Source organism: Nonomuraea rosea (assembly GCF_039539705.1).
GTDB lineage: Bacteria > Actinomycetota > Actinomycetes > Streptosporangiales > Streptosporangiaceae > Nonomuraea > Nonomuraea rosea.
This window is the reverse complement of the sequence record NZ_BAABDQ010000008.1, coordinates 171677-196457: the sequence shown is the minus strand read 5'-3', so window position 1 is coordinate 196457 and position 24781 is coordinate 171677. Positions and strand designations below refer to the sequence as shown.

Annotated in this window: 21 protein-coding genes; 14 read left to right on the top strand and 7 right to left on the bottom strand. The window is 72.7% G+C overall.

What is annotated here, in order from left to right; translation table 11 throughout:
• Nucleotides 1-345: 345 nt before the first annotated feature.
• From ABEA43_RS21065 to ABEA43_RS21045, 5 genes are all read left to right on the top strand, one after another.
• Nucleotides 346-1653 carry an MFS transporter gene (locus tag ABEA43_RS21065; protein WP_345564105.1) on the top strand — a complete coding sequence of 436 codons (1308 nt, stop codon included), beginning with the start codon at nt 346-348 and terminating at the stop codon, nt 1651-1653.
• Nucleotides 1650-2672: a hypothetical protein gene (locus ABEA43_RS21060; protein ID WP_345564104.1), complete on the top strand. Its 1023-nt coding sequence runs from the start codon at nt 1650-1652 to the stop codon at nt 2670-2672. The genes ABEA43_RS21065 and ABEA43_RS21060 overlap by 4 nt, the downstream gene beginning before the upstream one ends.
• A complete protein-coding gene (locus tag ABEA43_RS21055) occupies nt 2669-3703 on the top strand; it encodes a DUF917 domain-containing protein (protein ID WP_345564103.1) in 1035 nt (344 codons plus the stop codon). The genes ABEA43_RS21060 and ABEA43_RS21055 overlap by 4 nt, the downstream gene beginning before the upstream one ends.
• Nucleotides 3700-5922 (top strand): PucR family transcriptional regulator, encoded by a 2223-nt coding sequence (locus tag ABEA43_RS21050; protein ID WP_345564101.1) that lies wholly within the window; start codon nt 3700-3702, stop codon nt 5920-5922. The genes ABEA43_RS21055 and ABEA43_RS21050 overlap by 4 nt, the downstream gene beginning before the upstream one ends.
• Nucleotides 5923-6041: 119 nt before the next feature.
• On the top strand, nt 6042-6911 hold the full coding sequence (locus tag ABEA43_RS21045) for a metallophosphoesterase family protein (RefSeq protein WP_345564099.1): 870 nt from the start codon (nt 6042-6044) through the stop codon (nt 6909-6911).
• A 236-nt stretch (nt 6912-7147) separates the two neighbouring features.
• On the opposite strand, the gene ABEA43_RS21040 is transcribed toward ABEA43_RS21045, so the two are convergent.
• Nucleotides 7148-7897: an SDR family oxidoreductase gene (locus ABEA43_RS21040; protein ID WP_345564098.1), complete on the bottom strand. Its 750-nt coding sequence runs from the start codon at nt 7895-7897 to the stop codon at nt 7148-7150.
• Between the two features lie 157 nt (nt 7898-8054).
• Between ABEA43_RS21040 and ABEA43_RS21035 the strand changes: the two genes are divergently transcribed.
• Nucleotides 8055-8687 (top strand): ArsR/SmtB family transcription factor, encoded by a 633-nt coding sequence (locus ABEA43_RS21035; protein WP_345564097.1) that lies wholly within the window; start codon nt 8055-8057, stop codon nt 8685-8687.
• On the top strand, nt 8684-10006 hold the full coding sequence (locus ABEA43_RS21030; protein ID WP_345564096.1) for an MFS transporter: 1323 nt from the start codon (nt 8684-8686) through the stop codon (nt 10004-10006). Before ABEA43_RS21035 ends, ABEA43_RS21030 begins: the two co-directional genes overlap by 4 nt.
• Here ABEA43_RS21030 and ABEA43_RS21025 read toward each other — a convergent pair.
• The 3 genes from ABEA43_RS21025 to ABEA43_RS21015 form a co-directional block, all read right to left on the bottom strand.
• Nucleotides 9934-11562 (bottom strand): hydantoinase B/oxoprolinase family protein, encoded by a 1629-nt coding sequence (locus ABEA43_RS21025; RefSeq protein ID WP_345564095.1) that lies wholly within the window; start codon nt 11560-11562, stop codon nt 9934-9936. The genes ABEA43_RS21030 and ABEA43_RS21025 overlap by 73 nt on opposite strands.
• Nucleotides 11559-13589, bottom strand: coding sequence for a hydantoinase/oxoprolinase family protein (locus tag ABEA43_RS21020; protein WP_345564094.1), 2031 nt, complete (start codon nt 13587-13589; stop codon nt 11559-11561). The genes ABEA43_RS21025 and ABEA43_RS21020 overlap by 4 nt, the downstream gene beginning before the upstream one ends.
• A gap of 88 nt (nt 13590-13677) precedes the next feature.
• The gene (locus tag ABEA43_RS21015) at nt 13678-14013 is read right to left on the bottom strand and encodes a hypothetical protein (RefSeq protein WP_345564093.1); all 336 of its coding nucleotides are present in this window, start codon (nt 14011-14013) and stop codon (nt 13678-13680) included.
• An 80-nt stretch (nt 14014-14093) separates the two neighbouring features.
• Between ABEA43_RS21015 and ABEA43_RS21010 the strand changes: the two genes are divergently transcribed.
• The gene (locus ABEA43_RS21010; protein ID WP_345564091.1) at nt 14094-14714 is read left to right on the top strand and encodes a YigZ family protein; all 621 of its coding nucleotides are present in this window, start codon (nt 14094-14096) and stop codon (nt 14712-14714) included.
• Between the two features lie 89 nt (nt 14715-14803).
• Here the strand turns inward: ABEA43_RS21010 and ABEA43_RS21005 are convergent, their stop codons facing one another.
• Nucleotides 14804-16033, bottom strand: a complete 1230-nt coding sequence (locus ABEA43_RS21005; protein WP_345564089.1) for an isochorismate synthase — start codon at nt 16031-16033, stop codon at nt 14804-14806.
• Nucleotides 16034-16251: 218 nt separating this feature from the next.
• Here ABEA43_RS21005 and ABEA43_RS21000 point away from each other — a divergent pair, with 218 nt between their 5' ends.
• Nucleotides 16252-17085: an SGNH/GDSL hydrolase family protein gene (locus ABEA43_RS21000; RefSeq protein WP_345564087.1), complete on the top strand. Its 834-nt coding sequence runs from the start codon at nt 16252-16254 to the stop codon at nt 17083-17085.
• A gap of 36 nt (nt 17086-17121) precedes the next feature.
• On the opposite strand, the gene ABEA43_RS20995 is transcribed toward ABEA43_RS21000, so the two are convergent.
• Nucleotides 17122-17895 carry an HNH endonuclease family protein gene (locus ABEA43_RS20995; RefSeq protein WP_345564086.1) on the bottom strand — a complete coding sequence of 258 codons (774 nt, stop codon included), beginning with the start codon at nt 17893-17895 and terminating at the stop codon, nt 17122-17124.
• A 72-nt stretch (nt 17896-17967) separates the two neighbouring features.
• Here ABEA43_RS20995 and crcB (ABEA43_RS20990) point away from each other — a divergent pair, with 72 nt between their 5' ends.
• The 5 genes from crcB (ABEA43_RS20990) to ABEA43_RS20970 all read left to right on the top strand — a co-directional run bounded on the left by crcB (ABEA43_RS20990) (nt 17968) and on the right by ABEA43_RS20970 (nt 23398).
• A complete protein-coding gene (gene crcB / locus ABEA43_RS20990) occupies nt 17968-18426 on the top strand; it encodes a fluoride efflux transporter CrcB (protein ID WP_345564084.1) in 459 nt (152 codons plus the stop codon).
• Entirely contained in the window at nt 18423-18782 is a 360-nt protein-coding gene (gene crcB, locus ABEA43_RS20985; RefSeq protein ID WP_345564081.1) for a fluoride efflux transporter CrcB, read from the top strand. The genes crcB (ABEA43_RS20990) and crcB (ABEA43_RS20985) overlap by 4 nt, the downstream gene beginning before the upstream one ends.
• Nucleotides 18783-18854: 72 nt before the next feature.
• On the top strand, nt 18855-20423 hold the full coding sequence (locus ABEA43_RS20980) for a P-loop ATPase, Sll1717 family (RefSeq protein WP_345564079.1): 1569 nt from the start codon (nt 18855-18857) through the stop codon (nt 20421-20423).
• Nucleotides 20420-22432: a hypothetical protein gene (locus ABEA43_RS20975; RefSeq protein ID WP_345564077.1), complete on the top strand. Its 2013-nt coding sequence runs from the start codon at nt 20420-20422 to the stop codon at nt 22430-22432. Before ABEA43_RS20980 ends, ABEA43_RS20975 begins: the two co-directional genes overlap by 4 nt.
• A 45-nt stretch (nt 22433-22477) precedes the next feature.
• Nucleotides 22478-23398 (top strand): S1C family serine protease, encoded by a 921-nt coding sequence (locus ABEA43_RS20970; protein ID WP_345564345.1) that lies wholly within the window; start codon nt 22478-22480, stop codon nt 23396-23398.
• Here the strand turns inward: ABEA43_RS20970 and ABEA43_RS20965 are convergent.
• Complete coding sequence (locus ABEA43_RS20965) at nt 23379-24722, bottom strand: glycosyltransferase family 4 protein (RefSeq protein WP_345564075.1); 1344 nt, start codon at nt 24720-24722, stop codon at nt 23379-23381. The genes ABEA43_RS20970 and ABEA43_RS20965 overlap by 20 nt on opposite strands.
• Nucleotides 24723-24781 lie beyond the last annotated feature (59 nt).

Genomic DNA, 24781 nt, shown 5'->3' with positions numbered 1-24781 from the left:
GCGGGCACGTACCCCTTGAGGGGCGCCTTTGACGCCCTGGGCCGAGAGGCGGGGGATCGCCGTGATCACGATGAGCGCCGGGGCTCCACGTACGAGATCTACAAAGTAAAGGCGCTCGGGTGGAGCTGTGGCGCGGAAAGCCCCCGGGGCCGTTATTACGCCGCGACGAGCGCATTCCGGAGGCCCGTCGCGGGGCCTCCGGGCGCCGTCGCCCCGGGGCACGGTCATCGGAACGGGGCGGTCGGCACAGCCGGGCGGGGTGCGCAGGGCGGTGTGCACAGGAACGCCCCAGGGTGGCGGCCTTATGGTGCGGCAATACTTCGCGCCCCCCTCCGAGGAGCTTCCATGACCGCTGTCGACTCCAGGACGATGCCGATCGGCGCGGCGTTCGAGCGGATGCCGTTCACCCGCAGGCACGTGCTCATCGCGCTGGCGCTGTTCATCGCGTTCGTCATCGAGTCGTGGGAGCAGCTCGCGCTGGTCTACGTCTCCGGGGATCTGGGCACGAGGTTCGGGATCGACGAGGCGGGCGTCGGCGTGGTGCTGTCGGCGGTGGCCTTCGGCATGATCCCGGGCGTGCTGGTGTGGGGGCCGGTGGCCGACCGCATCGGGCGGCGGCCGACGGCGTTCTGGTCGCTGCTGGTGTACGGGGTGGTCGCGTTCGCGTCGGCGTTCGCCCCGAACATGGCGGTGCTGGTGGCGCTGCGGGTCGTCTCCGGGCTGGCGCTGGCCGGCGTGTACACGATCACGTTCCCGTTCTTCCTGGAGTTGCTGCCGACCAGGCATCGCGGCCGGGCGGCGGTCTACCTGTCGATCGGGTGGCCGATCGGGATGCTGGCCGCGATCGGCGCGTCGGTGACGCTGGGCGACCTGGGCTGGCACGTGGTGGTGATCGCCAGTGCGGTGGCGGGGCTGTGGGCGTTCGCGATCAGGGCGTGGGTGCCGGAGTCGCCGTACTGGCTGGCGGCGCGCGGCCGGCAGGAGGAGGCGCGGGCGGTGCTGCGCTCGCTGGGTAGCCCGGACGCCGGTGCCACGTTCACGGTGGCGAGCACGCGGATGGGGCGGCCGTTCGATCTGTTCCGGGGGCGGCTGGCGCTGATCACCGTCCTCATGCTGGTGCTGAACTTCGTCTTCAACTGGGGTTACTGGGGGCTGCAGACGTGGCTGCCGACGCTGCTGCAGGAGCGGGGCCTGACGTTGTCGGCCTCGCTCGGGTTCGCGGCGCTCAGCGCGCTGATGATGATCCCCGGGTACGTGAGCGCCTCCCTGCTGACCGGCCGCTTCGGCCGCAAGAAGGTGTTCCTGTTCTACGTCGTGGCGGCGGTGCTCGGCGGGATCTGGTTCGCCACCGCCGGCTCGTTGACCGGCCTGTACCTGGGCAACTTCGTCCTGTCCTTCTTCAGCCTCGGCGCGTGGGGGGTCTGGAACACCTGGAACGGCGAGCTCTACCCCACGGCCCTGCGCGGCACCGGCTATTCGTGGGCCACGGCCGCGCAGCTCGTGGCCACGACGGTGGCGCCGTCGGCGGTGGGCGCGCTGCTGGCGAACGCGACGGGCTTCACCGCCACCATGCTGATCATCAACGCGTTCATGGTGGCCACCGCGCTGCTGGCCGTGCCGCTGCCGGAGACGGAAGGACGCGAGCTGGAGTGATTCTCGGCGTCGCTCTCGGACGGCACGCGCCGGTGGTGGTGGCGGTGCGGGACGGCGTTCCCGAGTGGCCGGTGGCCAGGGCTGTCGCCCGTACGGCGGCGCGGGCCTGCGTGGCGGTGGACCTGGGCGGGGCGAGGACGGCCCCGGTGGCGGTGATCCGGGTGGGCGGGCCGTGCCCCGAGGTGCTCGGGCCGCTGGTCGGGCGGCCTTCGAGCGCGGGGGTGGCGACGATCGTCCGGGGCGGCCACAGCCTGACGGGCCGGCCGCTCGCGCCGCTGGACACGGAGGCGGTGCGCCGCTTCGCCGGGTCGTGCGGCCTGGTGGACTTCGCGGTGACGGCCACGGGGTCGCCGATGCTGGCCGATCACGAGCTGGCGGTGGCGGAGATCGTGGCGGCGGAGGTGCCGGGGGCCCGGATCACGTTGTCGTACGAGTTCGGGCGTCCTGGGTTGCGGGAGCGTGAGGACGACGCGATCCGCAACGCGGCGCTCGGCCCTGAGGCGGGGCGGATCGCGGACGAGGCGGCTCGGGAGTTGCCGGGGGTGCCGGTGTATTTCGCCAGGTCGGAGAGTGGGCTGGTGTCGGCGCATTATTTCCGGCGGTATCCGCTGACGTGTGACGCGGGCAGAACGGCGAGCTTGGCCAGGGGGTGGACGGCGTTCGGGGCGGGCGCCTCTGAACGGCCGGGCCTCGGCGGGTCGCCGGGCTCTGGTGGGTCGCCGGGTTCCGGTGGGTCGTCGGATTTCGGTGGGGAGGGGGTCTCCGATGAGGTGGCGGCTGCTTTCGGGGCGGCGCTCGGGCGGCCGGAGGCGCAGGTGGAGCGGATCGTGCAGGCGCGGGGGCGGGCCGAGCTGGACAGGGTGCTCCAGGACGTCAGGGACGAGGTGCTCACGAGGGTGGTCAGCGCGGGCGCGGCGCCCGGTTCGGCCAGGATCGCGGAGACCACGGTGAACCCGCTGTCGTACCTGCCGGACGGGTTGTATCGCGTGCGGGTGACGGCGGAGGGGGCCGTGCCGTGAGCCGGGTCATCGATGCCGCCGGGCTCGGCCGGTTCTCGGCGGGGTCGCGGTTGTACGCGACCGGGGCGGCGGAGTCCTCGTACAGCCTGACGTTCGCCTGGGCGGGGTCGGTGCTCGGCGAGGGCGTGGAGCTGGTGACGGCCGGGGAACTGGACGCGGGCACGCTGTGCGTCGCGATCACCCTGGTCGGCTCGACCACCGCGCTGGGTGAACAACTGCCGGTCGGGGATGAGCCGGTGCGGGCCGTACGGGCTCTGGAGCGCCGGCTGGGCGAGCGGGCCGGCGCCGTGGTGGCGCTGAACCTGGCGGCGGAGAACGCGCTCATCCCGCTCATCGCGGCAGCCGGGCTGGGGGTGCCGTTGGTGGACGGTGACGGGTCTGGGCGGGTGTTCCCGCTGGTGGAGCAGACGACGTACACGCTGGGTGGGGTGAGCGCGGCCCCGCTGGCGCTGGCGGGCGCGTCAGGTGAGGTGGTGGTGCTGGAGACGGCGGCCGATCGGGTGGAGGAGCTGGTGCGGCCGGTGGTGCTGTCGGTCGGCGGGTGGGCGGTGGCGGCGTGCTACCCGATGACGGCGGGCGACCTGGCCGGGGTGCTGGTGCCGGGCACGGTGAGCCTGTTGCTGCGGGCGGGTGAGCCGGGCGTGCCGAGGTCGGTGGCGGCGCCGTACGGTGTGCGGGCCCTGTGCTCGGGGCAGATCCTGGCCGTGGAGGGCAGCACCGGGCACGGCGCCGACCTGGCCCTGCCGTCGCTGCCGTCGAGCATCGTGGTGCAGGAGTCCGAGGGGTTGCGGCGGCTCGTACGGCTGGAGGCGCACAACGAGATCGTGCTGGCCCTGGCCGACGGCGCGCCGGTGGCGATGGCGCCGGACCAGATCTGCATGATCTCAACGGCGGACGGGATGGTCGTGGACGTCGACAAGGCGGAGCCGGGGCTGGAGGTGGAGGTCATGGTGGTGAAGGCCGCACCGGTGTGGCACACGGACAGGGGGCTGGCGTTGGGCGGGCTGAGCGCGTTCGGGATCCCGCTTTGAGCAGCGGGGTCCGGTCGCCGGGGTGGGAGGCGCCGGTCACGGTGGCCGAGCTGGTCAACGCCGGGCCGCTGGCCGGGGCCAGGATGTACGGCAGCGGGGAGAAGCCGGTGCGCCAGGTGCGGATCGTCGATGAGCTGTCGGTGTTCGGGTCGGTCACGCCGCACACGGCGGTGGTGCTGATCGGGACGGCGGCCAGCGGCGGGTGGGCGGTCGAGATGGCCATGCGCCGGGCCTGGGAGCAGGCGGCGGCCTGCGTGATCGCGCCGTCGAGCGGCCTGAGCGAGGGCTCGGGCGAGGTGCTGGCTGAGCGGCTCGGCGTCACGTTGATCTTCGTGGACGAAGATCCGCTGATCATCGCGGTCCGGGTCGCCTCGGTCGCCTCGCGCCCCGACGCCGCCCGCACGCAGCTCGTGGCCCGCTGCGCGACCCGCCTGGCGGAGGCCGGCACGTCGCCGCGCCGGGTGCTGGGGGTGCTGAACGCCGAACTGCCGGGGACGTCGGTGGCCTTCATCGACCGGTACGGCCGCCACTTGGCCGGCCGCCAGAGCGTCGTCAACCGCCCCGCAGCCGGCCCCGACCCCGGCGACCCTCCAGCCGCCCCCACCCCGGTCGAGAACCCCGAACCACCGACCGGCCCCGGCGAATCGTCGGTCCAAGGCACTGGGCCGTCGGTCCGGAGCACTGGATCACCGCTCCGGGGTGCTGTACCGCCGGTCGCGCATGGAGGGTCTTCAACTGAAAGCGGCGGCCCCACGACTGGGAGTGCTGGATTGGCGGCCGAGGGCGGCGAACCCTCGGCCGGGAGCGCTGAGTCGTCGGCCGGGGGCGGAGAGGCGCCGGTTGATGGTGGTGGATCCTCACCCCGAGGCGGTGGGTCGTCAGCCCGGGGTGGGGAAACGGCGACGCAGGGTGGTGGCTCGCCGGTTCAGGGTGGAGCGCGGGGCACTGGGCCGCGGTGGTCGGCTGAGGTGGAGGTGCTCGACCGGGACGGCGCGCCGCTGGGTGCGCTGGTGGCCGGTGGCTCGTCGCGTTCCCCGGGGTGGCCGTCGGTGGTGCGTACCGTGCTGGGGTTGGCGGTGGCTCCGCTGACCGCTTGGGTCGCACAGGAGCGGCTGCGGGCCTCCCGGGACTTCGCCATGCAGGCGGCCCTCGCGGAACGCCTTCTCGCCGACGCCGAGGCCGCAGCCACCACCTCCGCGCCCACTTCAGCCGGAACCCGTGCCGCAGCTTCAGGCGCGACCTCGACCACAACGTCAGCGGCGACGTCAGCCGCAGCCCCAGGCGAGACCCGTGGCGTCACCTCAGCGGGAACCCGTGGCGCGGTCTCACCGGCGACGTCAGCAGGGGGAACCCGCGGTGCAGCGTCACCGGCGACGTCAGCCGGGGCAACCCGTGGCGCGGCGTCACCGGCGACATCAGCCGGGACAACCCGTGGCACGGCCTCACCCACGAGCCGTCCCGCAACCTCTCCCACGACGCGGGCCGGGGCCTCAGCCGCGCCCCGAGCCGCGACCTCAGCCGCGACCCGGGCCGCTCGCTCAGCGGTGGCCGCTGCCGCGACCGAGTTGGAGGAGGAGGGCGGGCCCAGGACGGTTGCGATCGCGCTGGGCTGGACCGTGGAAGGCCCCATCACCGGCTACCACGTCCGGCCCTTGCCGGCGGTGGATGACACCCCACTGGCCCAGGCACTGATCACGGCCGCCGTCGGTGAGGTGCCGGTGTTGCCCAGGGGCGAGGGCTGGGCGGGCTGGTCGGCGCTGGAGCCCGGCAAACTGGCCCAGCGGCTGGAGCACTGCCTGGAGATGCTGCCGTGGCCCTGCGCGGCCGGGGTGGGAACGCCCGTGGACGATCTGGCGGCGGCGGGGGAGTCGTTGCTCGGTGCGGAGGCGGCCGCGTTCGTCGCAGGACCCGGTACGGTGGCCCGCGCCGACCAGATGGGCCCTGCCGAGCTGCTCGGAGCCCTCCCGGCAGGCGTGCTGCGCGCTCCTGCAGCCGTGGTGCTGCGGCCGTTGCTGGAGATCGACAAGGATGGGACGCTGCTGGAGACGCTGGCGGCGGTGCTGGACGAAGGCGGGGCGCTGAAGGCGGCCGATCGGCTCGGCGTCCACCGCAACACGATCACCACCCGGCTCGACCGGATCAAGTCCGTGGGCTTCAACCTGGACGACGCCGCGACCCGCCTGGCTCTCCAACTGGCGTGCCACGTGATGTTGCGCTGAGCCCACCCCCGTCTTCTGCCTGGGTGGGTAGCGGGCCGAGTTCGTGTGCTGCGGGCTGTGTGATGTTGCGTTCGGCTCGGCCGTGACATGCTCGTACCACGCGGAAGGAGGTATGCCCGTTGCCCGCGCCCCAGGACGGTCAGCCCGTACGAGGTGAGAGCAGACTGCTGGCGGTCAGCGACCTGCACGTCGCCTACCCCGAGAACCGAGCCATCCTGCAGGAGCTGAAACCGGCCACGCCCGGCGACTGGCTGCTGGTCGCCGGCGACGTCGCCGAACGCATGGCCGACATCACGTGGGCGCTGCGCCTGCTGGCCGCCCGCTTCGAACGCGTCATCTGGGTCCCGGGCAACCACGAGCTGTGGAGCCCGCACGGCGACGAGCCGGACCTGCGGGGGGTCGCCCGCTATGAGCATCTGGTGGGCATCTGCAGGGATCTGGGGATCCTCACCCCGGAGGACGCCTATCCCGTATGGGAGGGCTCGGGGGGACCTGTCAGGATCGTGCCGCTGTTCCTCCTCTACGACTACACGTTTCTGCCGCCCGGCCACCACACCAAGGACAGCGCTCTCGCCTACGCCCAAAGCACCGGAGTGGTCTGCACCGACGAATACCTGCTGCACCCCGACCCCTTTCCGAGCCGGGAGGCGTGGTGCCGGGCGAGGGTGGAGACGACCGAGCGGCGGCTGGCGGAGCTGGACGACGACGTGCCGCTGGTCTTCGTGAACCACTACCCCCTCGTACGCGAGCCGACCGACATCCTGCGCTACCCCGAGTTCGCCCAGTGGTGCGGTACGACGGCTACCAGGGACTGGCATCGGCGCCACCGGACAGCGGCGGTGATCTACGGGCACCTGCACATCCCGCGCGTCACCTGGTACGACGGCGTCCGCTTCGAGGAGGTGTCGCTCGGCTATCCCCGGGAGTGGCAGCCGAGGCCCGGCGGGCGCCGCCTGCTGCGGGACGTCCTGGTCGAGAGCGGGGATTAGCGCGGCGTCCAGGACGGTACCCGGACCATGGTGCGGCCCTCCGGACGGGGGCCGAGTCCTGGCGCGGGTTTCCAGAGGGGGCCGTGCGCTGACACGGGTCCCGGGCGGTGGCCGAACCCTGACACGGTGTCCCGGACAAGGGCCGTGCGCTGGCGCGGTGCCGGGCCGGGCCAGCGCGATGCCCCGGGCGGGACCGAGCGCTGGTGCGGTGCCGGGAAGGGGTGTGCGGGGCAGGGTCAGAAGGTTGTGGTCATGCCGCCGTCGACCGGGATGGTCTGCCCCGTGAGGTACGACGCGGCGTCGCTGGCCAGGAACGCCACCACGCCCGCCACCTCCTCGGGCCGGCCCCAGCGCCCCAGCGCGGTGCGCCGCTCCAGCCAGGACGCCCATTCCGGGTCGGCGGCCAGGTGGGCGTTCGCCTCGGTCGCGAACGTGCCGGGCGCCACCCCGTTCACCGTGATGGCGTGCCGTCCGAGCTCGGCCGCCAGGGCCCGGGTCAGGCCGTCGAGCCCGGCTTTGGCGACCGCGTAGCCGACGTCGCCGGCCCGGCCGAGCCTGCCGATCACGGAGGAGACGTTGATGATCCGGCCGGGCGCACCCCGCCGTACGAGATCGCCCGCCACCAGGCGGCTCAGCCCGAACGCGGAGACGAGGTCGACGTCGAGCAGCCGGGCCAGCTCGGCCGAGGTGAACTCGGCCATGCCCCGCCGATCCCGCTGACCCACGTTGTTGACCAGCACGTCCACGGCTCCGCCGCGCCCGGCCACCGCCTCCAGCGCCCGGGTGGCCGCGTCGAGGTCGGTCACGTCGAAGGCGGCGAACTCGACCTCCATCCGCTGGGCCAGCTCGGCGAGCTTGCCGGGGTCGCGGCCGTTGATCACCACCCTGGCGCCGGCTCCGGCCAGCGCGCGGGCCATCTCCAGCCCGAGCCCGCGCCCCGATCCGGTCACCAAGGCCGTACGTCCTCGCAGTGAGAAGCCCGGCATGGCGTCACCCTTTCCCACTGGAACAGTCGTTTCAGTTGAAGGATATCCGAACGCACGTCGATCGCCTCGTCGTCGCAGTGCGGCGTCGCTCGAAACCGCAAACAGTTCTTCGCGAACAACTATTTGCGAAGAACTGTTTGCGGTTTAGCCTCGGAGTATGACTCCACCCAGCGAGAGCGTGGTCGTCCTCGACGCCAAGGGCCTGCGCGCCCTGGCTCACCCCGTCCGGGTGCAGCTCGTGGACCTGCTGCGCAAGCACGGCCCGTCCACCGCCACCCGCCTGGCCGAGCGCCTCGGGGTGAACTCCGGCACCGCCAGCTACCACCTGCGCAGGCTCGGCGCGGCCGGGTTCGTGGAGGAGGACGTCGAACGCGGCAACGCACGGGAGCGCTGGTGGCGTTCGGTCCACCGGACCACCCGGCTCAACGACGTCGAGCTGGCCGATCGCGAGCCGGAGGCGGTGCTGGCGTACATGCAGTCCGTGGCCGCCCTCTACAACCTGCGCGTCCAGCAGGCCCTGAACGAGATGCAGACGACGCCGCGGGAGTGGCGGCGGGTGCTCGACCTCAGCTCCCAGGCGCTGCGGCTCACGCTGGAGGAGGCGCAGCGGCTGCGCGAGGAGATGGGCGCGGTCGTCGCCCGCTACCGGCGGGACTCGCCTGAGGAGGCGGCGCCCGACGACGCGGTGCGGGTGTATGTGATCACCGAGGTCCTGCCGGAGTTCGACGAGCCGGGGCCGGACGCGTCCGGAGAAGACGGGGTGCCGGGACCCGATGAGGGCGCGTCGTGACGCGGGAAGAGGCGCGCCGGTCCTTACGCCCGATCGCCGGAGTGCTGGCCACCATGGCCGTGTCGCACACCGCGACCCGCGTCTCCGCCATCGCCCTGCCCTGGTACGTCCTGGTGACCACCGGCAGCGCGGCCCAGACGGGGCTGGTGGCGTTCGCCGAGATGGCGCCGTACGTGCTGGTCAAAGCGCTGACCGGGCCGCTCGCCGACCGGGCGGGGCCGCGCCGGATCTCGTGGGTGACCGACGTCGTGAGCGCGGTCGCGGCGGCGGCCGTGGTCCTGCTGGACGCGTGGGGCCGGCTCCCGCTGGGCGCCCTGCTCGTTCTCGTCGCGGTGATCGGCGCGGCGCGCGGGCCGGGAGACCTGGCCAAGGAGATCATGGTCCCGGAGGCGGCCGAGCGCGGGCGGGTGCCGCTGGAGCGGGCCACCGGGCTGATGGGCGTGACGGAACGGCTGGCCCAGACCGTGGGACCGGCGGCGGGCGGCGCGGCGGTGGCGCTGCTCGGGCCGCTGACGAGCCTCGGCATCAGCGCCGCCTGTTTCGCGCTCGGCTCCTTGATCGTGGCATGGGCGCTGCCGCGCGGCATGGGACGCCGCGCGCCCGCGCCGGAGGGCGAGCGTGAGGCCGAGGGGTACTGGCGGCGCTTCAGCCAGGGGCTGGCGTTCCTGCGCGGCGAGCCGCTGCTGCTCACCGTGGTCGTCATGATCGGCGTCACCAACCTGCTCGACGCCGCCTTCAGCCAGGTGCTGCTGCCGGTGTGGGCGAAGGAGTCCGGCTGTGGGCCGGCCGTCGCCGGCCTGAACAGCAGCGTGATGGGGCTGACCGCGGTCGGCGGCAGCCTGGTCGCGGCGGCGGTGGCGCACCGGATGCGGCGCAGGCCGGTGTTCTTCCTGGCGTTCCTGCTCGCCGGGCCGCCGCGGTTCCTCGTCCTGGCGGTGGACGCGCCGGTGTGGGCGATGGTGGCGGTGTTCGCGGTGGCCGGGTTCGGCGGCGGGTTCCTCAACCCGATCCTGGGCGCGATCTCGTACGAGCGGGTGCCCCGGCACCTGCTGGGCCGGGTCAGCGCGCTGACGACCTCGCTGGCCTGGACCGGGATCCCGCTCGGCGGCCTGCTGGGCGGGGTGGCGGTGGCCGCCGCCGGGCTGACGCCGGTGCTGCTGGCGTGCGGGGCGGCCTACGGGCTCACCACGAACCTGACGGGGCTGCGGCCAGAATGGCGGGAGATGGACCGGCTGCGGGGGCGCGCTCAGCCGGTGGTCATGCCCCGGGCGAGGTCCTCGGCGGCGGCCGAGGGCGAGCGCCGCTCCGGCGGGCCGTAACCGCCGCCGCCGCCCGACTCGCAGCGCAGCACGTCGCCGGCCCGGACCGGCAGCGCGTTCGCCTTCAGCATCGCCCGCTCGCCCGGCGCCCCCGGGTTGAGCGTGACGCGCGGCGGGGCGCCGGCCGCGCCGCCCGCCAGCCCCCACGCCGGCGTGACCGACCGCTCGAACCACAGGGACAGCGAGGTGTCCCCGCAGAACTCGTACTCCCTGATCACCCCGTTCCCGCCGCGCCACTGCCCGGCCCCGCCGGTGTCCGGCCGGACCTCGTAGCGGGTGACGCGCACCGGGAACAGCGTCTCCAGGACCTCGATCGGCATGTCGCGGAGCGAGCCGTTGACGTTGTTGATCAGGCAGGTCTCGCCGTCCCCGCCCTCCCACGCGCCCCAGCCGCCGACGGTGGCCTCCTGGGAGACGTACAGCTTGCCGGTACGCGGATCCGTACCGGTGAACTGCACGATCATCGAGTCCCCGTACGAGGCCGCCGCCGCCTTCTCCGGCAGCACCGGGGCCAGCGCCCTGACCACCAGGTCGATGAGCAGCCCCAGATGCGAGTAGTAGTACTGGCACGCCGCGGGCGACTCGGCGGCCAGCATCGAGCCGGGCCGCGTCTGCACCGACAGCGGCCGGAACGAGCCCCCGTTCAGCGGCACGTCACCGGAGACGAGCAGCTTGTAGCCGACCCGGACGGCGGCCACGGCCTGCGCCGCGCCGCAGTTGACCGGCCCGAGCGCCTGGTCGGCGCAGTCGCGCAGGTCCACGTGCATCGACTCGCCCGACACCGCGACCCGCACGGTCACCGGCAGCGGCGTGTCCAGGTCGATGCCGTCGTTGTCCAGGAACCCGGACGCCTCGTAGACCCCGTCGGGAATGGCCGCGATGGCGGCGCGCTCCAGGCGCTCGGTCTGGTCGAAGATCTGGTCGCGGGCCGCCGTCACCGTGTCCAGGCCCCACCGGGAGACGATCTCCTTCAGCCGCCGCTGGCCCGTCATCGCGCAGCTCACCTGGGCGCGCATGTCGCCGAGCGTGGCGTGCGGGAAACGGACGTTGCGGGCGATCAGCTCGTGCAGGTCGCGGCACGGCTCGCCGCCCGCGTACACCTTCACCGGGCCCATCCGCAGGCCCTCCTGGAAGATCGACGTGGAGTCCATGGATCCGCCAGGGTCCTTGGAGCCGACGTCCAGCCAGTGCGCCCGCGACGCGGCGAACCCGGCCAGCTCCCCGTCCGCGAAGATCGGCCCGTAGACGGTGACGTCGTTGAGGTGGGTGCCGCCGATGTAGGAGTCGTTGAGCGCCCACACGTCGCCCTCCTGCCAGACCTCGCGCCCGTACAGGCGCTCGGTCTCGCGGGTGCACACCTCCAGGTTGCCCAGGAAGATCGGCAGCCCGGACGACTGGCCCAGCACGTTGTGCTCGCGGTCGAGGAGCGCGACCGCGCAGTCCTTGGCCTCGTAGATGACGGGGGTGTAGGAGCTGCGGATGAGGGTGGTGTTCATGTCCTCCGCCGCCTGCAGCAGCGCGCAGCGGATGATCTCCGTCGTCACGGGGTCGATCACTGGTCCACCTTCACGATGAGAAAGCCGTTGTCGTCCACGGTGGCCAGGCACCCGGGCGGGATGACCGTGGTCGCGGTCTCCTCGACCACGATCGCGGGCCCGGTGAGCTCGCCGTCGAGGCTGGAGCGGCGCAGCACCGGCGTGCTGTGCACCGCGCCGTCGAAGATCACATCCCGTACGTACGCCGCCTCCTCGCCGTGGGCCGGGAGGACCGCGGCGGCGCTGCGCGGGAACGAGCCGAACCCGGTGCTGCGCAGCATGACGAACTCCACCGGCGCCTCGGGCGTTGCGTGCCCGTAGCGGGAGGTGTGCGCCTCGGCGTACCGGGCCGCGATCGCCGGCAGGAAGCCGGGCCCGGCGGGCTCGGCCGCGTCGCGCAGCGGGATGGTGAGCGTGTAGTCCTGTCCCTCGTAGCGCATGTCCACGGCGTGCTCGACCCGGCGCCGCTCCTCGGGCACGCCCTGGCCGGAGAGCGCCTCCAGCGCCTCCCGCTCCAAAATCACGAGATTTCTGGACATGTCGTCGCCGTTGAGCGCCTCCTGCGGCCGGAAGTACGGATGCGTCAGATCCCTGCGCACGTCGGCCTCCAGCATCCCCCACGCCGAGAACGCCCCAGGGAAGCGCGGCACCACCACCTCGGAGATCCCCAGCTCACGGGCGATGAACACCGCGTGCATCGCCCCCGCGCCCCCGAACGCCACCAGCGCGAACTCCCTCGGCTCCACCCCGTGCTCCACGGTCAGCGTCCTGATCGCCTGCGCCATCTTGGCGTTGGCCACGTCGCAGATCCCCTCGGCGAGCTGCAGCGGGTCGAGCCGCAGCTCCTCGGCCAGGGTGGCGACCGCGGCGCCCGCCGCCTCCGCGTCCAGTGTCATCAGCCCGCCCGCGAACCACGCCGGGTCCACCCGCCCGAGCGCCACGTTGGCGTCGGTCACCGTGGCCCGCGTGCCGCCCCTGGCGTAGCAGGCCGGCCCGGGCACCGCTCCGGCGGACTCGGGCCCGACCCGCAGCGCGCCCGCCTCCGCGTACGCGATCGAGCCGCCGCCCGCGCCGATCGTGTGCAGGTTCACGATCGGCATCAGCACGGGATAGCCCTCGATGTGCGCCTCGGCGCTGACGTCGGGCCGCCCGTTCACCACGAGCGACACGTCGAAGGACGTGCCGCCCATGTCGATGCAGATCGCGTTGCCGCCGCGGCTGCCCAGCAGGCGGGTGGCCGCGACCCCGCCCATCGTGCCGCCGACCGGCCCCGACAGCAGCGTCTGCAGCGGCCTGCGCATCGCGTACGAGGCGTTCACCAGCCCGCCCGACGACTGCATGACGTGTACGGGCACCGCCAGGCCGCGCTCGGCGAACCGCCGCTCGATTCTGGCCAGATAACGCCGCACGACCGGCCCCGTGTACGCCTCCAGCACCGCCGAGGAGGTCCGCTCGTACTCGCGCCACTCCCGCGCCACCTCGTGCGACAGCACGACCAGCACGTCGTCGCCCAGCTCGGCGCGCAGGATCTCGCCGGCCCGCACCTCGTGCGCCGGATCGGCGAAGGAGAACAGCAGGCACACCGCCACCGCGTCGAAACCCTCGTCGCGCGCCCGCCGCGCGGCCCGCCGCACCGACTCCTCGTCGAGGGGGACGAGCTCCTGGCCCCGGTAGTCGAGCCGGCCGCCGATCTCCATCACGTCCTGGCGCGGCACCAGCGGCGTCGGCTTGCGGTAGCGCAGGTCGAACATGCGGTCCCGGTTGCCCCTGGCGATCTGGTAGACGTCCCGCCCGCCCCGGCCGGCCAGCAGCAGCACCCGGGCCCCCTTGCGCTCCAGCAGCGCGTTGAGCCCCTGGGTGGTCCCGTGCACGAAGAACGAGATGTCCGCGGGGTCCGCCATGACCCGGCCGAGCGCGGCGAACACCCCCTCGGCGAGATCTCCCGGCGTGGTGGGCGCCTTCGAGGCCGTCACGGCCCCGCTCCGCTCGTCATAGCAGACGACGTCGGTGAAGGTGCCCCCGATGTCCATGGCGACGCGATAGCTCATGCGCTGCACCGTACGCGGCATCGGCCGCGGCCCGCATGTGCGGGCCGCACAGAGCGACCCCCCGCCCAGTGCATGACGCAAGGACGGCTCAGCGGGGCGCTTCGGCCCGCTCGCCGGCCGCCACCGCCTCCCTGGGCAGCATCGCGGCCACCTCCCGCGCCAGGAAGGGATCGGCCTGGAACGCCTCCATGATCGCCAGCTTCAGCGCCGCGTGGCTGGGCTCGTCGTCCGGCTTGGCGTCGGCCACCCGGCCGATCACCAGCCTGGAGTAGGCGTCGCCGCGGCCGAAGACGCGCTGCAGGATGCGGGTGCCGCGGGCGACCTGGGTGTCGGCGGCCAATTCGCTGGTCTTGGCCAGGGCCGCGACGCCGTAGGCGCCGATCGCCGAGGTGACATAGGGCATGACGTCATTCACTGTGTCCATGAGAGCCTCCCTTAGGTCCTGATGGAATGACGAGATGGTAGCCCGCGGAGTTCCCGGGCCGAGGGCATACCCTGGCGAATGTGCCTGCGCCGTACCTGACCCTCACCTCCATCGTCGAGCACGAGACCGAGGCGCGGCGCTCGCGTTTCATCTGCGCCCTCGCGCCCGCGCGCACGGTGGAGGAGGCGCAGTCCTTCATCGGCGAGCGGCGCCAGAAGCATCCGGGCGCCGGCCACCACTGCACCGCCTACGTCATCGGGCAGCGCCTGCAGAAGGGCGACGACGACGGCGAGCCGGGCGGCACCGCGGGCACGCCGATGGTGCAGGCGCTGGTGGGCAGGGGCATCAACGACGTGGTGGCGGTGGTGACCCGCTATTTCGGCGGCACGCTGCTGGGCGCGGGCGGCCTGGTGCGTGCCTACGGCTCGGCCGTGACGGAGACCCTCGACCGGGCCGAGCCGGTCAGGATGGTCCCGGCCAAGCTGATCGTCGTCGCGGTCGCGCACGACCAGGCCGGCCGGGTGGAGAACGATCTGCGGGCCTCCCGCTACGCGGTGCGCGAGGTGACGTACGCGAGCGACGTCACCTTCGCCGTCGCGGTGGGCGAGGACGAGGTGGCGGCGTTCGCGGACTGGGTGGCCACGCTGACGGCCGGCCGGGCGCGCGTGGACGTCGGCGACGACCTGCACGTGCCCGGCTGACCGGCGCTCAGCCCTCCAGGGCGTACTGACGCGAACCTGACCGGCGCTCAGCCCTCCAGGGCCTCCCGACGCGGAACCTGGCCTGCGCCTCAGCCCTCCAGGGCGTACTGCATGACGCGGAACTTGGCCTGCGCCTCGGCCAGCTCGGCGGCCGGGTCGGAGTCGCCCATGATGCCGCCACCCGCGAACAGCCGCGCCCTGCGGCCCTCCACCAGCCCCGAGCGCAGCGCGATGCCCCACTCGCCGTCGCCGTGCGCGTCGATCCACCCCACCGGGCCCGCGTAGCCGGCCCGGTCCATGCCCTCCAGCTCGCGGATGACCTGGATCGCGGTCGGGGTCGGGGTGCCGCCGACGGCCGCCGTCGGGTGCATGGCCGCCACCACGTCCAGCACCGAGGCGCCGTCGGCCAGGCGCCCGCTGACGTGGCTGGCCAGGTGCTGCACGTTGGGCAGCACGAGCAGCTCGGGCTCGTCGGGCGTCTGCAGGGACGAGCACAGCGGGGCGAGGGTCTGGCGCACCGAGGCGATCGCGCACTCGTGCTCGTGCCGGTCCTTCTGCGAGGCGAACAGCGCGGCCCCGCGCGCGATGTCGTCGGCCGGGCCGGTGCCGCGGGCCGTCGTGCCGGCCAGCACCAGCGACTCGATCTCCTGCCCCGTACGCCGGATCAGCAGCTCGGGAGTCGCCCCGACCAGCCCCGCCACCGAGAACGTGTAGCACTCGGGATAGCGCTGGGCCAGCCGGCCGAGCAGCAGCCGCACGTCGATGGGGCGCTCGGCGGTGGCCACCAGGTCGCGCGCGAGCACGACCTTCTCCAGCTCGCCGTCGCGGATGCGCTGGGCGGCGCGGGCCACCACGTGCTCCCACTGAGGAGCGCTGAGGCTGCCGTCGCCGTAGCTGATGCGGCCCGGCTCACGGATGGGGGAGAACCTCTCCAGCGGCGCCTCGCCGATCGTGGTGAGCCAGGCGTGGCCGTCGCGGCGGGCCAGCACGGCCCGGGGGACGACGAGGACCGAGCCGTGGGCGTCCTCGTCGAAGGTGAAGCTGCCGAAGGCGACCGGGCCCGAGCCGGGGGTGCGGACGGCGTCGTCCACGGCGGCGTCGCCGAAGACGGTCGCCAGCCACTGGCGGGCCCACGCGAACCGGCCGGGACCTGGGGGCACGGCCACCCGGGCGGCCTGTCCCCAGCCGACGAGGCCCTCGCCGTTCTTGACCCAGGCGTAGGGAGCCGTCCTGGGCAGGGAGGCCAGCAGGTCACCGGGGTCGCCGACAAGGGTGGTGCGAACCGGCAGCGGGCGGGTTGTTCCGAGCGCGACACTCACTCAAGACACTCTATGCGGGAACTGAACACGTTCGACTCAGACCCCCGTGAATGCGAGGTTACGGTCAATGAACCCGGAAAAAACCGGACGCCATGGTTGTTTGGGTGCAACCTGATCGCCTGAGGTCTGTCAAGCTGCGATATGAAGTGGGTCCTGAAATGGCAGACCTTGCCGCAACGCCATAGTGGGCCCTTGATCGGCTCCCTACCTTGGGCACCATGATCGGTCGTCTGGGGCCCGTCCTCGCCGCAGTGGTTGTCCTTTCCGGTTCCGGTGCGGCGCACGCCGCCGCCGCTCAGCCCGTACCCGAGATCATGGCCGCGCTAGGAGACTCGATCTCCACCGGTTTCAACGCCTGCGGCTGGTACGTCTCCTGCACCTCGCGCTCGTGGTCCGCCGGCGACCACCGGGACGTGACCAGCCACTACCTCCGCCTGTCCCGCCTGTCGGGAACGCTCCAAAAACACAACCTCAACTTCGCCGTCCCCGGATCGACCAGCGCCGACCTGCTCGGCCAGGTGCGCAAGGCGGTGGCGGCGAAGGCCGACTACGTGACGATCCTCATCGGCGCCCTCGACGCGTGCGTGCGCACCGAGGAGGCGATGACCCCCGTGCAGGTCTACCGCAAGCGGCTGGACACGGCGCTCGCCGAGCTGCGGGCCGGGATGCCCCGCGCCAGGGTGCTCATCGCCAGCATCCCCGACCTGCGCAGGCTGTGGCAGGTCGGCAAGGGCAACCCGCTGGCCCGTACGTTCTGGACGGCCGGCCGCATCTGCCAGACCATGCTGGTCAACCCCAGCTCGACGAAGCGGGCCGACAACGAGCGCCGCGCCAGGGTGCGGGCGCGGGTGATGGCCTACAACCGGGCGGCCGCCGAGGCGTGCGCCGCGTACGGGCCCGCCTGCCGCACCGACGGGGGCGCGGTGTTCGCCTTCCCGTTCACCCTCGACCACGTCAGCAAGTGGGACTTCTTCCACCCCAACGCCGACGGCCAGCGGGTGCTGGCCGAGCAGACGTTCAAGCACGGCTTCGACTGGCTCGACCCGCGCTGACGGCGCCGCGCCGCCATCAACGGCCCAGTGCCGCCATCAACGGCGCAGTGCCGCCATCAGCGGGCGCAGTGCCCCCATCAGCGGCACTGCGTCGGCATCAGCGGCATTGCGCCAGCATCGCCTTCTTGTCGGCGGAGGTGACGGGCAGGTCGTACTTGACCGCGACCTGCGCGAACCGGGTGACGTAGGGCAGCGGATGCCGCGGCGCGGGGGCAGCCAGCTCGCCGGGCCGGAGGCGTCCTTCTCCTCGTTGGCGTCCCCGTCCACGGGCAGCAGGTTGAGCGGGTCGTTGGCGAAGTCGAGCCGCTTGGCCATCGCCCAGCGCGGCGCGCCCATCCGCCATCCGTAGTTGAGGGGCACAACGTGATCGACCTGCACCTCGTCGGCGTTGTCCTTGTGCCAGTGGATCACTCTGCCGGTGTAGGGATCGGTCAGCTCCATGGAGACGACCTCACAGCTCGACCCCGGCCGGTACTTCACCTCCTGCCCGTCGCGGGCCAGCAAGTCGTCCCTGGTACGGCAGCCGTTGCGCGCGTACGGCACACCGGTGGCGTCGTCGGCCCAGTTGGCCCCGTACCTGGCGCGGTCGTAGCCCGTGTTCGGGCCTAACCCCTTCACCCGCAGGCTCTTGATGAGGCCGCGGGCCTTGGCCTTGTCGGCATCCGAGATGATGGGGGCCAGACCCGGCAGTGTCCCGCTGACGTTGCCCAACGGGCTGGCAGCGGTGGCCGGCGGGGTCTTGGCGGTGCCGACGAAGGAGACGACGATGATGGCTCCGGCAAGGAAGGCGATCGCGTCCTTCGTGCTCAAGAAGTCCTCCGAGGGCTCCTGGTTGTCTAGAGAGATTCCCGGCATCGGCATTTCCGACACAGGGAGGATTGTGTGACTGATCGTCCCATCGGCCAGGACGGCGATCGACCCCGTGAGCCCCTGGCGCCCGTGCTCGCCGTGATCGCGGCCGGTGGCGCGCTCGGGGCGCTGGCCCGGCACGGCGCGCAGGCGGCGCTGCCCGCCGGTCCCGCGGACTTCCCGTGGGCGACGTTCTGGGTCAACGTGTCCGGCTGCCTGCTGATCGCCGTGCTCATGGTGGTGATCACGGAGGTGCGCCGGGCGCACCGGCTGGTGCGGCCGTTCCTCGGGGTGGGGGTGCTGGGCGGCTACACGACGTTCTCCACGTACGCGGTCGACGTCCAGCGGCTGGCCACGGCCGGCCGGGCGGTGACGGGGCTGCTCTACCTGGCCGGGACGCTGGTCGCGGCGCTGGCCGCGGTGGCCGCGGGCATGTGGCTGACCCGGCGGCTGACCAGGCGGCCGACCAGGCGGCTGGCGGGAGTGCGATGACGCTGCTGCTGATCGCGCTCGGCGCGGCCGTGGGGGCGCCGCTGCGCTACCTGGCCGACCGGGCGGTGCAGGCCAGGCACGGCACGGCGTTCCCGTGGGGGACGCTGTCGGTCAACGTCGGCGGATCGGCGCTGCTGGGGTTCCTGGCCGCGCTGCCCGCGGGCGACGCGGTGATGGCGCTGGCGGCCACCGGGTTCTGCGGGGCGCTGACGACGTACTCGACGTTCGGGTACGAGACGGTGCGGCTGCTGGAGGACGGGGCGCGCTTCCACGCGGCGGCCAACGCCGTGACGAGTGTGGTGGCCGGGCTGGGAGCCGCCTTCTGTGGCGCGATGCTGGCGCGGGCCCTGGCCTGAGGGTGTATCAGGCGGGCGGCGGTGCTCTCAGAGAGAGGTGACAGTCCCACGTCGAGCGCCTAAGAGGCGGCCATGATCACCGCGAGTAGCGCCATCGACAACCTTTTCACCCTGCAGAACCCGCTGGGCCCCATCGCCGTGTCCGACCGGGAGAAGACGCCGGTGCTGCGGGCGATCTACGACACCCGCGTCCAGCTGCACCTGCGCTCCACGGACAACCCGCCCACGTTCATCGTGGGGCGGCGCGGCTCGGGCAAGACCGCGCTGCTGCTCTCGCGCGAGTTCGACGCGCGCAACCTCGTGGTCAGGCTGAGCGCGCACGGTGTGTTCTCCCGGGTGCAGGCGGCCACCGAGCTGGTCGCCAAACCCCTGGTGCTCACCGTCGAAGGGGTGGCGCAGCTCTGGGAGATGCTCCTGTGGGCGCCGGTCATCGGCCGGCTGGCCACCGAGCGGTGCGAGGGCGACCCCGACCGGGCGTGGCAGATCCTGTGGGAGGAGACCGGCGAGCTGCGCGAGGAGAACGCCGGGCCGATGGGCCTGGACGACGCCGCGCTCGACCTCGTGACCACCCGGCTGATCGCCCACGTGAACTACTTCGACAACCTGGTCAGCCTGGAGAAGCTGGGCCGCGACTTCCGGCTGGCGCGCCGTCCGTGGAACGACGTGATCAACGCGGCCAAGGCCGTGCTCCAGGCGCGCGGGACACCGGTGTTCGTGCTGATCGACTCGCTGGAGAACATCGGGGACCACCTGGAGCGCATCCAGCGGGTGCTGCAGGGGCTCTTCCACCTGGTGGGCCAGCTCGGGCTGCGGACGGAGCGGGCCTACTTCCGCATCCAGTGCTGTTTCCCCAGCGAGCTGTGGCCGGCACTCGACCGCGTCTCGGCCAACCCGATCAAGGACTTCAGCGGGCGCATGGTCCTGCGCTGGGACTGGCGCGACCTGCTGCGGGCGGTGGGGACGCGGCTGCGCCCGTTCCTGGAGCAGCACTATCCCGACCTGGTGCGCGACGTGTCGCCGCACGAGCACGCCCGGCTGCTCGACCGGGTGGTCGTGCCCAACCTGCGCAGCCCGGCCGGCCTGGCGGAGAGCTCCGTCGCCTACGTGCTGCGCCACACCCAGCTGCTGCCGCGCCAGGTGCTGTACATCTTCAACGAGGCCCTGCACCGGGCGATCGCCGCCACCAAACGGCCCATCGTGCGCGGCGAGCACATCCTGGAGACGGTGGCCGAGGCCGAGGCCACGCTGTGCCCGGAGATCTTCTCGGCCTACAAGTTCCGCCATCCGAAGGCGCACGACGTGGCGCGCCGGCTGATCCCGTACCTGCCGTTCCGGTTCGACGACGGCTACCTGCACCAGATGTGCAACAGGGCCGCCATCAAGGCGGACTTCGGGCTGGACTACCGCGAGGTGCGGGAGATGTTCGCCGACGTGGGCATCGTCGGGCGGTACAAGGACGAGAGCGAGCGCTATCTGCGGGCGGAGTTCGCGTACTCGATGGAGGGCCAGATGAACCTCTCGCCCGAGGAGGAGTACTGCCTGCACCCGCTGTTCGTGCGCCAGTACAACTCGCGCGACTCGCTGCCGTCGGCGCAGCCGCGCAAGCCCGTCTACCCCTCGGGAACGCCGGAGCCGATATGACCGCGCACGCGTCCGGATACCGCTACCTGAGCGAGCCCACGGGGCTCGACCAGATCGGCATCGCCCTGGCCGGCGGCGGGGTGCGGGCCGCCTGCCTGGGGCTGGGCGCGCTGCAGGCGGCCGACGAGTCCGGGCTGCTCGGCCGTACCCGCTACGTCTCGGCCGTCTCCGGCGGCAGCTACACCGCCGCCGCGTTCATCGCGGCCAGGGCCGAGGCGCGGCGCGTGCCGCTGCCCGAGGGCTCGGCGCCGCCCTGGAGCAGGGGCTCGCCCGAGGAGGTGCACCTGCGCAGGAACCTGCGCTACCTCGGCGAGGACTGGTCGGACCTGTTCCTGTTCTGCGCCAGGTACACGCTGACGCTGCTGGTGAACCTCGTCCCGTTCGCCGCGGCGATCGTGCTGGCCGGATCGCTGCTGGGCGCGGTCTACCAGCTGGCGCACGTGCTGGCGGTGCAGGACGACGTGCTGTCCAGCCGGTACGCCGGCCAGCGCTGGGCGGCGGCGGCCATCGTGGCATTCGTGCTGGCGCTGGCCGAGACGCGGCTGCGCAGCAGGCAGGCCGAGCTGTACGTCCGGCGGGCCGCGCTGGCCCTCGTGGCCGGGCTGGCCCTGCCGGACGTCATCGCGCTCAGCACCCGGGTGCTGGACAGCCGCACGTTCGACATGTCCGCCACCACCCGCCTGGCGGGGCTGCTGGCGGTGGCGGCGGCGATCACGGTCTACCTGTTCAGGTCGCAGTGGGGGCTGTCGTTCAGCGTGCCGCGCCAGCTGCTGCGCCGCGCCCTGTGGCTGCTGTTCTCCGCGGCGATCAGCGCGGCCCTGCTGCTGCCGCTGCTGCTGGTCGCCGCCCAGGCCAGCCAGGCCGGTTACGCGGCGACGGGCCTGGTCGCGCTGGCGGCGGTGGCCCTGCTGCTGGTGTTCGCGATGACCGTGCACGCCAACAGCACCTCGCTGCACCGGCCGTACTCGCGGCGGCTCGACCGGGCGTACGTGGTGCGCACGGGGCTGGGCACGGGGACCGGCGAGGGCGCGCTGCGCCTGTCGCAGGTGCGGCTGAGCGACATGCACGCGGAGGGCCTGCCCCACCTGCTCGTGTGCGCGTCGGTGAACCTGCGCGAGGACGAGTCGGCCACGGGGGAGGGGTGCGCGTCGTTCGTGTTCTCCCCTGACTACGTCGGCGGCGTGGCGATCGGGCGGGCGCCCAGCTCGGCGCCGGCGACCGAGCTGGACGCCGCGACGATGGTGGCCACCTCGGGGGCGGCGGTCGCCCCGAACATGGGCCGCTTCACCAACCGCGCCACCCGGCTGGCGCTGGCCCTGATGAACCTCCGGCTCGGCCTGTGGCTGCCGAACCCGGTCCCGAACCGGTCGACGGGCCGGCTGGCGGCGCGCCTCGAGTCGCGGCTGGAACGCCGGGCGCCCCGCTGGGCGGTCGCCCGCTGGCACCGGCCAGGCCCGCTGACGACCTGGCGCGAGGCGCTGGGCAACCTGTCGGTACGGCACCGCAACGTGTTCGTCTCCGACGGCGGCCACTGGGACAACCTGGGCGTCGTCGAGCTCCTGCGACGGCGCTGCCGCACCGTCTTCGCCCTGGACGCCTCGGTGGACGAGCACCGCGTCGGCAACCTGCTGCGGGTGATCGCGCTGGCGCGCACCGAGCTGGGGGTCGAGTTCGAGGCCGACGGACGGCTGCTGACCTCGCACGAACCGGTGGAACGGATCCCCTTCCGCTACCCGGACGACACCCCCGACAGCCCCGCCAGCTACCTCGTCATCATGCGCACCCACGTGAGCGAGGAGATGCCGAGCGACCTGGTGGCGCTGGCCGCCGACCGGGCCGCCTTCCCGCGCCACTCGACGCTCAACCAGTTCCTGAGCGCCCGCGACGTGGACGCCTACGTGGCGCTCGGCCGCTGGCTGCTGGCCCGCGGGCTGGCGGCGGCCGACCTGCCGCCGGGCGCGCCCGGGGCCCGGGGAGCCCGGAACGGCGTTCGCGGAGTTAACGTGTAATTCTGTAAGCAGGTGTGTTCCTGTGCAGCAGAAGGAGTGCACGTGATGGCGGATCCCCTCGACGCCTACTCGCGCGTCGTCTCTTCCGTGGCGGCCGAGCTGCTGCCGAAAGTGGCCAGCGTGCGGGCCGGCCGCGGCAGCGGGGCCGCGGTGGTGTTCACCGCCGACGGGTTCCTGCTGACCAACGCGCACGTGGTCGGCTCAGCCCGGGGCGGCACGGTCGCCTTCGCCGACGGCAGCTCGGGTGACTTCATGGTGGTCGGCCGCGACCCGCTGTCCGACCTCGCGGTGATCAGGGCGCAGACGGCCACCCCCGAGCCCGCCGTGCTCGGTGACAGCGACGAGCTGGTGGTCGGGCAGCTCGTGGTCGCCGTGGGCAACCCGCTCGGCCTGACCGGGTCGGTGACCGCGGGCGTGGTGTCGGGGCTCGGCCGGTCGATGCCCGCCCGCAGCGGCTCGGCCGTACGGCTGATCGAGGACGTGATCCAGACCGACGCCGCGCTCAATCCCGGCAACTCCGGGGGAGCGCTGGCCGACTCGCACGCCCGGGTGGTCGGCATCAACACGGCCGTGGCCGGGATCGGCGTCGGGCTGGCCGTGCCGATGAACGGCACGACCCGCTCCATCATCGCCGCGCTGATCAGGGACGGCCGGGTCAGGCGGGCGTTCCTCGGGCTGGTGACCTCACCCGCGCCGCTGCCCGAGCAACTGCGGCGGCGCACCGGGCAGGACGGGGCGCTGCGCGTGGTGGAGGTGGTGCCGGGCTCGCCCGCGCACCGGGCCGGCCTGCGCGCGGGGGACCTGGTGCTCAGCGCGGGCCGCAGCCCGGTGGGGGACGCGCAGAGCCTGCAGCGGCTGATGTTCGCCGACGCTATCGGGCAGCCGCTGCCGATCACCGTCTACCGCAACGGCGCGCTCGTCGACGTCATCGCCGAGCCGGTGGAGCTCACGGGCTCTGGGGTCTGACCTCGGAGGGCTCCTGAGGTTCCGGCGCGACGGGCTCGGAGGGCTCGGGGGGCTGGGGGCGCTGGGGACGGACGTACGTGCCGTCGCGGCGGGCCAGCAGCTCGGCCAGCAACGCGTCCCACTTCTCCCCGATCACGTCCACGTCGTAGGTATGGGCGGTCTCCACCGCGCGGCCGGCCAGATCACGGCGCAGCTGCTCGTCCTCGATGACGCGGATGATCGAGGACGCGAGGTTGGCGTTCGTCCGCGGCTTGACCAGCAGCCCGTCGACCTCGTCCGTGATCATCTCCTTGGGGCCGTGCGGGCTGTTGAAGCTCACGATGGCCAGCCCCTTGGCCATCGCCTCCAGGATCGTCATCGGGAAGCCCTCGTGACGCGAGCTGAGCACGAAGATCGACGCCTTCTCCAGCTCGGCCCCCACGTCGGAGGTCGGCCCCGGCAGCTCGACCTTGCCCGTCAGCCCGGCCTCCACGATCTGCTGCGCGAGGTTCTCCTCCTGCGGGCCGGCGCCGAAGATGCGCAGCTTCCAGTCGGGATGCGCGGCCGCGACGGTCTCCCAGGCGGTGATGAGCCGGTGGAAGCCCTTGAGGCGGGTCAGCCTGCCGACCGCGACGACCACCTTCGCGTCGAGCTTGGCCACGTCGCCGGCCATCGGCGGCACGGCGTTGGGGATGCGGGTCAGCTTCTTCGGCTTCTTCGGCAGCGCCTCACGGTAGTCGCGCAGGTCGGCCTTGGTGAGGGTGACCAGGGCGTCGAGACGGCGGTAACGCCACTTGATCAGCTCCTGGATCGGCTCGGCCTGGGTGCGCAGCGCCACGTGCTCCTGCCCGATCGTGATGACGCTGGGCAGAGCCAGCTGGGCCACCGCCAGGTTCAGCCCCGGGCGGGTGGCGATCAGCACCCCGGTGTCGAGCGAGCGGATGTAGCGCGCCAGCTTCAGGTCGGTCCACAGGTTGAAGCGGTGGTACGCCGACTCCTCCTTGGGCATGATCTTGCTGGGCATCTTCGACAGCACGGCGCGCAACGGGTCGGCACTCGGATTGAGGCGGTCGTCCAGGAAGCGGAACTTCACGCGCGGGTCGACAGGGAAGAACGGCTCCTCGGCCTCCTTCAGGATGCTCACGATCTCGACGTCATGGTGCTCGGCCAGATACCCGGCCAGGTTGAACACGGTCCTGATCGTGCCGCCCATCCCGTTGGAGTGCAGTAACAGGATGCGTACCTGCTTCGTCGAGGGTGGCGGCGCCTTCTGTACCTTGCGCCGGTTGTACCCCCGATAGAGCCGGACCGCGGCCGACTTTCCCTTGCGTGCCAGTGCGCGCACCTGAGAAATCCCCTTAATCGCTTTCATCGCTGGAAGAAGTCACAACACAGGTGGCCGGT

Excerpts from the sequence above, each read along its gene's own strand:
- ABEA43_RS21065 (WP_345564105.1), top strand. The coding sequence starts at position 346 with ATGACCGCTGTCGACTCCAGGACGATGCCGATCGGCGCGGCGTTCGAG.
- ABEA43_RS21040 (WP_345564098.1), bottom strand. The coding sequence starts at position 7,897 with ATGCCGGGCTTCTCACTGCGAGGACGTACGGCCTTGGTGACCGGATCG.
- ABEA43_RS21035 (WP_345564097.1), top strand. The coding sequence starts at position 8,055 with ATGACTCCACCCAGCGAGAGCGTGGTCGTCCTCGACGCCAAGGGCCTG.
- ABEA43_RS21020 (WP_345564094.1), bottom strand. The coding sequence starts at position 13,589 with ATGAGCTATCGCGTCGCCATGGACATCGGGGGCACCTTCACCGACGTC.
- ABEA43_RS21015 (WP_345564093.1), bottom strand. The coding sequence starts at position 14,013 with ATGGACACAGTGAATGACGTCATGCCCTATGTCACCTCGGCGATCGGC.
- ABEA43_RS21000 (WP_345564087.1), top strand. The coding sequence starts at position 16,252 with ATGATCGGTCGTCTGGGGCCCGTCCTCGCCGCAGTGGTTGTCCTTTCC.
- crcB (WP_345564081.1), top strand. The coding sequence starts at position 18,423 with ATGACGCTGCTGCTGATCGCGCTCGGCGCGGCCGTGGGGGCGCCGCTG.
- ABEA43_RS20980 (WP_345564079.1), top strand. The coding sequence starts at position 18,855 with ATGATCACCGCGAGTAGCGCCATCGACAACCTTTTCACCCTGCAGAAC.
- ABEA43_RS20975 (WP_345564077.1), top strand. The coding sequence starts at position 20,420 with ATGACCGCGCACGCGTCCGGATACCGCTACCTGAGCGAGCCCACGGGG.
- ABEA43_RS20970 (WP_345564345.1), top strand. The coding sequence starts at position 22,478 with ATGGCGGATCCCCTCGACGCCTACTCGCGCGTCGTCTCTTCCGTGGCG.